The organism is Actinosynnema sp. NPDC002837 (assembly GCF_040295345.1).
In the GTDB taxonomy this organism is placed as follows: Bacteria; Actinomycetota; Actinomycetes; order Mycobacteriales; family Pseudonocardiaceae; genus Actinosynnema.
Genome location: NZ_JBEOVG010000165.1, coordinates 1 through 9,633 on the forward strand (window position 1 = coordinate 1; position 9,633 = coordinate 9,633).

General features: G+C 71.3%; 7 protein-coding genes. 5 read left to right on the forward strand and 2 right to left on the reverse strand.

Annotated elements, in window-relative coordinates; translation table 11 throughout:
* Positions 1-107: 107 nt before the first annotated feature.
* The 4 genes from ABTZ99_RS44010 (at position 108) to ABTZ99_RS44025 (ending at position 6,337) form a co-directional block, all read left to right on the forward strand.
* Positions 108-1,319 (forward strand): MFS transporter, encoded by a 1,212-nt coding sequence (locus tag ABTZ99_RS44010; RefSeq protein ID WP_498785361.1) that lies wholly within the window; start codon positions 108-110, stop codon positions 1,317-1,319.
* Complete coding sequence (locus ABTZ99_RS44015; RefSeq protein ID WP_499619091.1) at positions 1,316-2,272, forward strand: hypothetical protein; 957 nt, start codon at positions 1,316-1,318, stop codon at positions 2,270-2,272. Before ABTZ99_RS44010 ends, ABTZ99_RS44015 begins: the two co-directional genes overlap by 4 nt.
* Positions 2,273-2,365: 93 nt before the next feature.
* Positions 2,366-3,460 (forward strand): pentapeptide repeat-containing protein, encoded by a 1,095-nt coding sequence (locus tag ABTZ99_RS44020; RefSeq protein WP_499619093.1) that lies wholly within the window; start codon positions 2,366-2,368, stop codon positions 3,458-3,460.
* A gap of 189 nt (positions 3,461-3,649) precedes the next feature.
* Positions 3,650-6,337: a lectin gene (locus ABTZ99_RS44025; protein ID WP_499619094.1), complete on the forward strand. Its 2,688-nt coding sequence runs from the start codon at positions 3,650-3,652 to the stop codon at positions 6,335-6,337.
* Positions 6,338-6,471: 134 nt separating this feature from the next.
* Here the strand turns inward: ABTZ99_RS44025 and ABTZ99_RS44030 are convergent, their stop codons facing one another.
* Both ABTZ99_RS44030 and ABTZ99_RS44035 read right to left on the reverse strand, forming a co-directional pair.
* Positions 6,472-7,326, reverse strand: a complete 855-nt coding sequence (locus ABTZ99_RS44030; RefSeq protein WP_498785352.1) for a carbohydrate ABC transporter permease — start codon at positions 7,324-7,326, stop codon at positions 6,472-6,474.
* A complete protein-coding gene (locus ABTZ99_RS44035; RefSeq protein WP_498785350.1) occupies positions 7,323-8,255 on the reverse strand; it encodes a carbohydrate ABC transporter permease in 933 nt (310 codons plus the stop codon). Before ABTZ99_RS44035 ends, ABTZ99_RS44030 begins: the two co-directional genes overlap by 4 nt.
* A gap of 140 nt (positions 8,256-8,395) precedes the next feature.
* Here ABTZ99_RS44035 and ABTZ99_RS44040 point away from each other — a divergent pair.
* A partial coding sequence (locus ABTZ99_RS44040; protein WP_499619096.1) for an RNA-guided endonuclease InsQ/TnpB family protein occupies positions 8,396-9,633 on the forward strand: 1,238 nt, incomplete at its 3' end.

The window sequence follows — 9,633 nt, forward strand, 5'->3', positions numbered from 1 at the left end:
CGGACCGGTCCCCGCCGCCGCCGACCAGCATTGCGGCGAACTCGGCGATGGTCCGGTCCCACGAGAAGCGCTCGCGGGCGCGGCACCTGCCGTCCCGGAGGTGCGCCGTGTACCTGTCCACCATCACCCGCCCCAAGACCGCCGGTTGGAAGGGCGTCAGCGCCAACGTCCTCGCGCTCGGCACGGTCAGCCTGGTCACCGACGTCTCGTCCGAGATGGTCACCGCCGTCCTGCCGCTCTACCTGGTCGTCGGGCTCCAGCTCAGCCCCGCCGCCTACGGCCTCGTCGACGGCGTCTACACCGGGGCCACCACCCTGCTCCGGCTCGTCGGCGGCTACCTCGCCGACCGGACCGACCGGCGCAAGGCCGTCGCCGGGTTCGGCTACGCCCTGTCGGCCGTGGCCAAGCTCGGGTTGTTGGCGGTGGGCAGCTCCACCGCCGCGCTCGGCGCGGTGATCACGCTCGAACGGGCGGGCAAGGGACTGCGCACCGCGCCTCGCGACGCGCTGATCACGTTGTCGACGCCCGCGGGCGACCTCGGCCGGGCGTTCGGCGTGCACCGGGCGATGGACGGGGTGGGAGCGTTCGCCGGGCCGCTGGTCGCCCTGGCCGTGCTGGCGCTGGCCGGTGAGTCGTTCGACTCGGTGTTCATGACCAGCTTCTGCGTCGCGGCGCTGGGCGTGGTGATCCTGGTGCTGTTCGTGCGCGACCACCGGTCGGCGGTGCCGTCGCAACCGGTGCGGGTCAAGGCGATCGGCGGGCTGTGGCGTGACGGCGGCGTGCGGCGGGTCGTGCTCGCGGCCTCGCTGCTGGGCCTGGCCACGATCGGCGACGGGTTCGTGTACCTGCTGCTGCAGAAGCGCGAAGGCCTGTCGATCGGGTGGTTCCCGCTGCTCGCGGTCGGCACGAGCCTGGTCTACCTCCTGCTGGCCGCGCCGCTGGGCGCGGTGGCCGACCGGGTCGGCCGGCTGCCGGTGATGGTGGGCGGGTACGTGGCGTTGGGGGCGGTGTACCTGCTGCTGTTCGGGCCGTTCGGCGGGTGGGGGTCGGTCGTGGTGGTGGTCGCGCTGTACGGGGTGTTCTACGCGGCCACGGACGGCGTGCTGATGGCGTTGGCCGGGCCGTTGCTGCCGGAGCGGCTGCGCACGACCGGCATCGCGCTGATCCACAGCGGACAGGCGCTGGCGTACCTGGGCTCGTCCGTGCTGTTCGGCCTGGCCTGGCAGTTCTGGGGCCCGGAGGCAGCCACCCGCCTGGCCGCCGCGGGCGTCGCGCTCACGTTGGCCGCCACCGTCGCGCTCCTGGGACGGCGGTCATGACCACCCGGGCACGGCTGCTGATCACCGCGCTGGTCGCCGTGCTGCTGGCGGGTGTCGCGGTCGGGTACGCCGCGTGGTCCGCCCCCGGGCCCGACGAGGTGGCGTCGACCCCCGTCGACGGGCCGCGGTTGGTGGTGTTGACCAACGGCAGGCTGTCCACCGTGTCGCGGTCCGATCCGGGCGGGCCCCGCGAGGTGACCGAGCAGCGGTGCGACCGCGCCTACAGCGCCGGCGGGACGACCTCGTGCCTGCGGCCGGTCGGCGCGTTCAAGGCGGGTGGGCTGGCGGTGCTGGACGCGGGGTCGAGGGAGGTGCGGACGGTGCCGCTGACCGGGTTCCCCAACCGCACGCGCGTGTCGCCGAGCGGCCGCATGGTGGCGTGGACGTTGTTCGTGGAAGGCCACTCGTACGCGGCCAACGGCTTCTCCACGAGCACCGGCATCCTGGACGCGGAGACCGGCGCCCTGGTCACGTCCCTGGAGGAGTTCACCGCCACCGTGGACGGCACGCCCGCCACCGCCGTCGACCGCAACTTCTGGGGCGTCACCTTCGCCGCCGACGACAACCGCTTCTACGCCACCATGTCCACCGGAGGGCACCGCTACCTGATGGCGGGCGACTTCGCCGCCCGCACGCTCCGGTCGATCGCGGACGACGTGGAGTGCCCGTCCCTGTCGCCCGACGGGAAGCGCATCGCCTACAAAGCGGCGGTGAACGGCGACCCGCAGCAAGGCTGGCGACTGTCCATTATGGATCTGGAGACGTTGACCGCCACCCCTCTCGCCGAGACCCGCAGCGTGGACGACCAACCGACCTGGATCGACGACCGGACCGTCGCCTACGGGGTTCAACGCGACGACGGGACCAACGACGTGTGGGCGGTGCCGGCGGACGGGTCCGGCGCACCGGCGATCCTGGTCCCGGAGGCCAACTCCCCCGCGCCGATCGGCTGACGAACGCATCGGCGGCGATCAGGGTGGATGACGGCTCGGCCACGCCCACGGCCGAGGCCGTCGTCCCGGGGTCGGTTGCGCCACCATGACGTCATGAGCGAGCAACCCTTACAGGTGAGCCGAGCCGTCCTCGGTTTCCGCCGGGGACCGCGCCCTCGGCAAGCGCTGGCGGTGGCGTCCCTGATCGCCGCGGTCGTGAGCCTGGCGCCCCGGTGGTGGGCGCAGGCGGCGGTGGCGGTCGGCCAGTGGGTCGGGCGGCACTGGGCGGTGTGGGTCTTCGTCCTGGTGGCGGCGGCGCTCTCGGCGGGCGGAGGTCGCCGGGCCGCGATGGCCCTGGGCCGCCGGCCGCGGACACCGGCGATGCCGCTGCTCGTGCACGTGACCCTGCTGCTGGCGTCGGCCGCGGCGGTCGCGGTGGGAGTGGGGGTGCTCCTGTGGGGCGTGCTGGGGCGACCGACCGGTGTCCAGGAGCGGCTCGACGCGGTGAAGGTGGTGCTGACCGTGGTCGGCGGCGTCGGCGCGGTCGTGGCGTTGACGGTCGCCTACCGGAGGCAGCGCCTCAACGAGGTCGACTCCCACCGCGAGGACGCGAAGGTGCTGCTCGACCGCTACGCCAAAGCGGCCGAGCTGCTCGGCGCGCCCGACGCCTCGGTGCGCATCGCGGGCGTCTACGCGTTCGCGGCACTGGCGAACGACGCGCCGGAAGCGCGCCAGGGCTGCATCGACGTGCTCTGCGCCTACCTGCGCCAGCCCTACGGCACCGCCGAGGACGCGCAGCGGGACCCCGGTCAGGAGCGCCACGTCCGGCTCACCGTCATCCGGCTCGTCCGCGACAACCTGCACCTCGCCGACGACGACCCGCGCACCTGGCGCGGCCACGACTTCGACTTCACCGGCGCGGTCTTCGACGGCGGCGACTTCTCCGGCGCGACGTTCACCGACGCCGGCCGCGTCACCTTCGCCGACGCCACGATCACCGGCCGCCTGTCGTTCGCCGCGGCCACGTTCGCGGGCGGGGTCGTCTCCTTCGACCGCGCCCGGTTCGCCGGTGGCTCGGTGTCGTTCGACGGCGCGCGGTTCGCCGGTGGTGTCGTCGACCTGTCGGGGATCGACCCCGAGTCGGCGGTCGAGCTGTGGCCCGCGGGCGTTCCGGCGCCTCAGGGCTTGCGGTTGCCGGGCGCGTGGTGATTGGTTTTTGTCTACACTGAAACTATAGAGGCTTTCGCGTTCAGTGATCCCCGGTCAGTGACCCGTGTCCGGTGGACAACACCGGCCCAGCGCCGTTCCCCCGCGCAGCGGGTTCCTGGTCTGGACCTTCGATGGGAGAATCGAGGCCTGACAACGTTGTCAGGCCTCCTACCCCTGCCGGAGGTTCAGATGCGTCTCCGCTCCGCGGCTGTCGCCGCACTCACCCTCGCCGCGCTCGCCGTCCCGGTCCAGACCGGCACGGCGCACGCCGTCACCGATCCCGCGCAGCACGTCAACCCGTTCGTCGGCACCAAGCCCGGCGGCCCCGACTTCGGGCACGGCGGCGGCGCGGGCAACACCTTCCCCGGCGCCGTCGCGCCGTTCGGCATGCTCCAGTGGAGCCCCGACACGGTGACCCACCAGCACGGCGGCTACCACTACGACGACAACCGGATCCGCGGCTTCAGCCTCACCCACCTGTCGGGCCCGGGGTGCAGCGACTTCGGCAACGTGCCGTTCATGCCGTCCCTCGGCACGACGCCCGCGGCCTACTCGACGTTCTCCCACGCCAACGAACAGGCGTCACCGGGCTACTACTCGGTCCGCTTCGACAACGGCATCCGCACCGAGTTGACCTCCGACCAGCGGTCGGGCGTGGCCCGCTTCACCTACCCGGCGGGCCAGCGGGCCTCGCTCAACGTCGACGCCGCCCGCGCGTTCAACGCCGCCGGCGGCTCGGTCACCATCGGGACCGACAGCCTGTCCGGCTACACCGACAGCGGCGGGTTCTGCGGCGCGGGCAACCGGTACCGGCTGCACTTCCACGTCACCTTCGACCAGCCGTTCGCCTCCACCGCCACGATCGCGAACGGCCAGGTGACGCCGGGCGGCCGTGCGGTCGAGGGCAGCAGCCCCGGCCACGTCCCCGCCGCGCCCAAGACCGCCGGGACGCAGCACGTGCCCGCGCCGTCCGCCACCGCGCAGGACGTGCGGCCGTTCGCCGCCTCGGCGTTCGTGTCGTTCAACGCGACGACGGTCACCGCCCGGGTCGGCATCTCGTTCGTGAGCCTGGACAACGCCAAGGCCAACCTCGCGGCCGAGACCGGCACGCGGTCGTTCGACGAGGTCCGGACCGCCGTGCGCGCCGCGTGGAACTCCTGGCTCGGCCGGATCGACGTCACCGGCGGCACGACGACCCAGCTCCGCACGCTCTACACCTCGCTGTACCACTCCCTGTTGCACCCCAACGTGTTCAGCGACGTCAACGGGCAGTACACGGGCTTCGACCGGCAGACGCACACGACCGCGAGGACCCAGTACGCGAACTTCTCCGGCTGGGACGTCTACCGGTCGCAGATCGCGCTGATCGCGTTGCTGGGGCCGGCGGAAGCCGCCGACATCGCGCGGTCCGCGGTGAACCAGGCCGCCCAGGGCGGGTACTTCGACCGCTGGACGGTCGCCAACGGCGGCACGGGCGTGATGAACGGCGACCCGATGGCGATCATCGTGTCGACCGCGCACGCGTTCGGCGGCACGGGCTTCGACACCGCGGACGCGTTGCGCCGCATGGTGGCGGGTGTGAACGACATCCGCCAGCGCCCGGGGTGGTTGCAGTTCAACGACTACGGGTACGTGCCGACGGGGCTGGGCGACGTGTGGGGCTCGGCCGCGACCACGTTGGAGTACACCAGCGCGGACTTCGCCATCTCCCAGTTCGCGGCGCGGCTCGGCGACGCGGGCACCGCCGAGAACTTCCTGCGGCGCGCGCAGAACTGGCGCAGCCTGTTCAACTCGGGCAGCAAGTACCTGCAACCGCGCAACACCGACCTGACGTGGCCGGGGTTCAGCCCGACGCAGGAGAACGAGTACGTCGAGGGCAACGCCGCCCAGTACACGTGGATGGTGCCGCACAACCACCGCGGGCTGTTCGACGCCATGGGCGGCAACGCGGCCGTCACCGCGCGGCTGGACACCTTCTTCACCGAGCTGAACGCCGGGCCGAAGAAGCCGTACGCGTACCTGGGCAACGAGCCGACGCTCAACACGCCCTGGGCCTACGCCTACGCGGGCGCGCCGCACAAGACCCAGGACGTGGTGCGGCGGGCGTTGACGTCCCTCTTCCCGCCCACACCCGAGGGCATCGTGGGCAACGACGACCTGGGCGAGATGTCGTCGTGGGCGGTGTGGGCGGCGTTGGGCCTGTACCCGCAGGCGCCGGGACGGGCCGAGCTGGTGCTGGCGAGCCCGCAGTTCCCGAGCACGACCGTCAAGCGCGGCAACGGCGCCACCATCACCATCACGGCCCCGAACGCCTCGGACACCGTCAAGTACGTGCAGTCGTTGCGCGTCGACGGTGTGGCGTCCACCAAGCCGTGGCTGCCCGCGTCGTTCGTCGCGTCCGGCGGCACGCTGGACTTCAGCCTGGGCGCGACGGCCTCGACCTGGGGCAGCGCCGCGGCCGACGCGCCGCCGTCGTTCGACGTCGGTCCGAACCCCGCGCGGTCCGGCGCGGTGGTGGGGTTGGCGGGCAAGTGCGTGGACGCCGAGCCCGCAGGCCCGACCGACGGCGCGCCCGTGCGGCTGTGGGACTGCAACTCCTCGGCCGCGCAGCAGTGGACGCTGGCGTCCGACGGCACGGTGCGGGCGCTCGGGCGGTGCCTGGACGTCAGCGGCAGTGCGCGGACCAACGGCGCCAAGGTGCAGCTGTGGACGTGCAACGGGACGGGCGCGCAGCAGTGGTGGCCGAAGGGGTCGACGCTGGTGAACCCGCCGTCCGGCAAGTGCCTGGACGTGCCGAACAGCAACGCGGTGAACGGCGTCCAGCTGCAGATCCACGAGTGCAACGGCACGGGCGCCCAGCAGTGGCGCCTGCCCTGACGGGGGCCGGGCGGGGAAGCCCGCCCGGCCACCACGATCGACGCCACTCACCCGATAGGGGGCAGGGCAGTTAATTGGCCGGTCGCCACGGCTCTCCCATCACGTGGCGACCGGCCGTTGACACCGCCAGGCGGCTACTTGACGCCACCTGCGGTCAAGCCTGCGATGATCCTCCGCTGGAACAGCAGCACCACCACGACCAGCGGCACGGTCACGATCACGCCGGCGGCCATCTGCGTGCCGAACGGCTGGTCGAAACCGTACGCCCCGGTGAACCGGGAGATCGCGACGGTAGCAGTTTGCATGGTGCTGTCGTTGACCATCGACAAAGCGATGATGAACTCGTTCCACGCCGCGATGAACGTGATGATCGCGGTGGTGAAGATGCCGGGCGCGGCCAGCGGCAGGATCACCTTGCGGAACGCCTGGGCCCGCGTGCAGCCGTCGATCATGGCCGCCTGCTCCAGCTCCTCCGGCATCTGCCGGAAGAACGCGGTCAGGTTCCACACCGCCAGCGGCAGCGCGAACGACAGGCTGGGCACGATCATCGACTGGTAGGTGTTGATCCACCCGATGTCGGTGAACAGCGCCAGCAGCGGCACCAGCAGGGAGATGCCGGGGAACATCGAGGTGGCGATGATCAGCGCCGCGACCGCGTTCTTGAACCGGAAGTGCAGCCGGGCCAGCGCGTACGCCGCCGACACGCCGATGATCAGGGTGAGGATCGTGGTGACGCCCGCGACCACCACGCTGTTGAGCAGCGACCGGCCGAACCCGACGGCGGGCGAGAAGACCGCGGTCAGGTTGTCGAGCGAGAACGGCATCGGCAGCGCCGTCAGCTCGAACTGGTCGGACGGGCGGCGGAACGCCGACACCGCCATCCAGTAGAACGGCGCCAGGCAGTAGACCAGGATCAGCCCGAGCCCGCCGAAGGTCAGCACCCGCTTCCACAGCGTGCCGTTGCCGCTGGTCTGGGTCGTGGCGCTCATTTTCGCGACCTTTCCCGAGCGGCGCCGATGACGTCCGCGCCGAGCAACCGCACGAACACCAGGGCCGTGATGGCCACGTAGACGAACAATATCGTCGCGTACGCGGCGGCGGGTCCGAACCGGAGGCTCGACGCCTCGTCGAAGGCCACCATGGACAGCGTCTCCACCGATTCCTTGCGGCTGCCGATGAGCACGAACGGCAGGTCGAACATGCGCAGCGCGTCCAGCACCCGGAACAGCACGGCCACCAGGAGCGCCGGCTTCACCAGCGGGAGGGTGATCTGCCAGAACTGCCGCCACGCCGACGCGCCGTCGACGCGCGCGGCCTCGTAGACGTCGTTCGGGATGATCTGCAGCCCCGCGAGCACGAGCAGGCCGACGAACGGCGCGGTCTTCCACACGTCCGCGAGGATGACCGCGAACTTCGCCTGCCAGCCCTCGGTGGTCCACAGGACCTGCTGCCCGATCAACGCGTTCGCCACGCCGTCGGCCTGGAAGATCCAGCGCCACAACAACGCCGAGACCGCGGTGGGCACGGCCCACGGCACCAGGATGCTGGCCCGCACGATGCCCCGCCAGCGGATCGCGTGGTGCATCACCAGCGCCATGCCGACGCCGAGCAGCACCTCCAGGGCGACCGTGATGACGGTGAACACCGTGGTGTTGCCGAACGCGTTCCAGAACCGGGCGGCGGACTCGCCGACGAAGATCGCGGTGTAGTTGTCGACACCGACGAACCGCGCGCCCTCGACGATGAACCCGCTCTCGTCGAGGTCGGTCCCCTCCCGGAACACCGACTCGCGCAGCGCCGCCACCAGCGGGTACCCGACCACCAGGCCGAGCACGACGAAGGTCGGCGAGAGCAGCGCCGCGGCGAGTCGCCCCGCGCCCGAGGTCGCACCCCGGGCGCGGCGAGCGACCGCCGTCACTCGGTCTCCTGGGTACGGCCGGGGTCTGCGCTCCGGCGGAGAACTCGCCCGCCTGGGCCGCCCCGGTGACGCGAAAACGGTTCAGATGGGCGGCACGCAGGCCGACCAACCGGATCCGCACTCATCGTTACTCCTTCAGTATGCTGATCTACGTGCGAACGGCCTACCGATGCCGCGCCTATCCGACTCCCGAACAGGCCGCGATGCTCAACCGGACGTTCGGCTGTGTGCGCCTCGTGTGGAACAAGGCCTTGGCCGAACGCGACCGCCGCTACCGCGTCGAGGGCAAGCGAACGTCGTACCGGGAGGCTGACGCCCTGCTGACGGCGTGGAAGCAGACCGAAGGTCTGGCGTTCCTGTCCGAGGTGTCGTCGGTGCCGTTGCAACAGACCCTCCGTCACCAGCAGGTGGCGTTCCGCAACTTCTTCGCCGGCCGCACCCGGCACCCGCGTTTCAAGTCCCGGGCCGGCCGCCGGTCCGCTCACTACACGCGCTCGGCGTTCCGCATGCGCGAGGGCGCGCTCACCCTGGCGAAGACGTCCGCGCCGTTGAACTTCACCTGGTCCTTCGACCAAGTGGACGTCACCGCTCTGCACCCCACGATGGTGGTGGTGTCCCGTAACCCGGACGGCCGCTGGTACGTCACCTTCGCCGTCGACACCGACGACGCGAAATCGCTGCCTGCCACCGGGCACGAGGTGGGCGCCGACCTCGGTTTGCGGTACTTCCTGGTGACCAGCGATGGCAACCGGGTCGCCAACCCGCGCCACCTGGATCGCAAAGCCCGGAACCTCGCCCGCTACCAGCGCAGACTCGCCCGCTGTCAACGGGGGTCGAACAACCGGCGCAAGGCCAAGGTCAAGGTCGCCCGTGCCCACCGGAAGGTCCGCAACGCCCGGCTCGACTTCCTGCACCGCACCAGCACGAACCTGGTGCGGTCGGCAGACCTGATCGCGATCGAGGATCTGGCAGTCGGGAACATGGTCCGCAACCGCAGGTTGGCACGCGCCATCGCCGATGCCGGTTGGGGCGAGTTCCGCCGCCAGCTCGAGTACAAGGCCGCCCGCGCCGGGCGCACCCTCGCGGTGATCTGCCGCTGGTACCCGTCGACCAAGCGATGCTCGACCTGCGGGGAAGTGCTCGCCGAACTGGAACTGTCTGTCCGGCACTGGACGTGTCATGTCTGCCGCACCCATCACGATCGGGACCTCAACGCGGCGAAGAACATCCTTGCGGCTGGTCGAGTCGCAGCTCGAGACGACTCGGGCGATGCCTGCGGAGCTGATGTCAGACGGCAAGGGCCCTCCCTTCCGCGATCGGCGAGCACTTCCCCGCAGGTCGAGCATCGCTTGGTCGACGGGTACCAGCGGCAGATCAC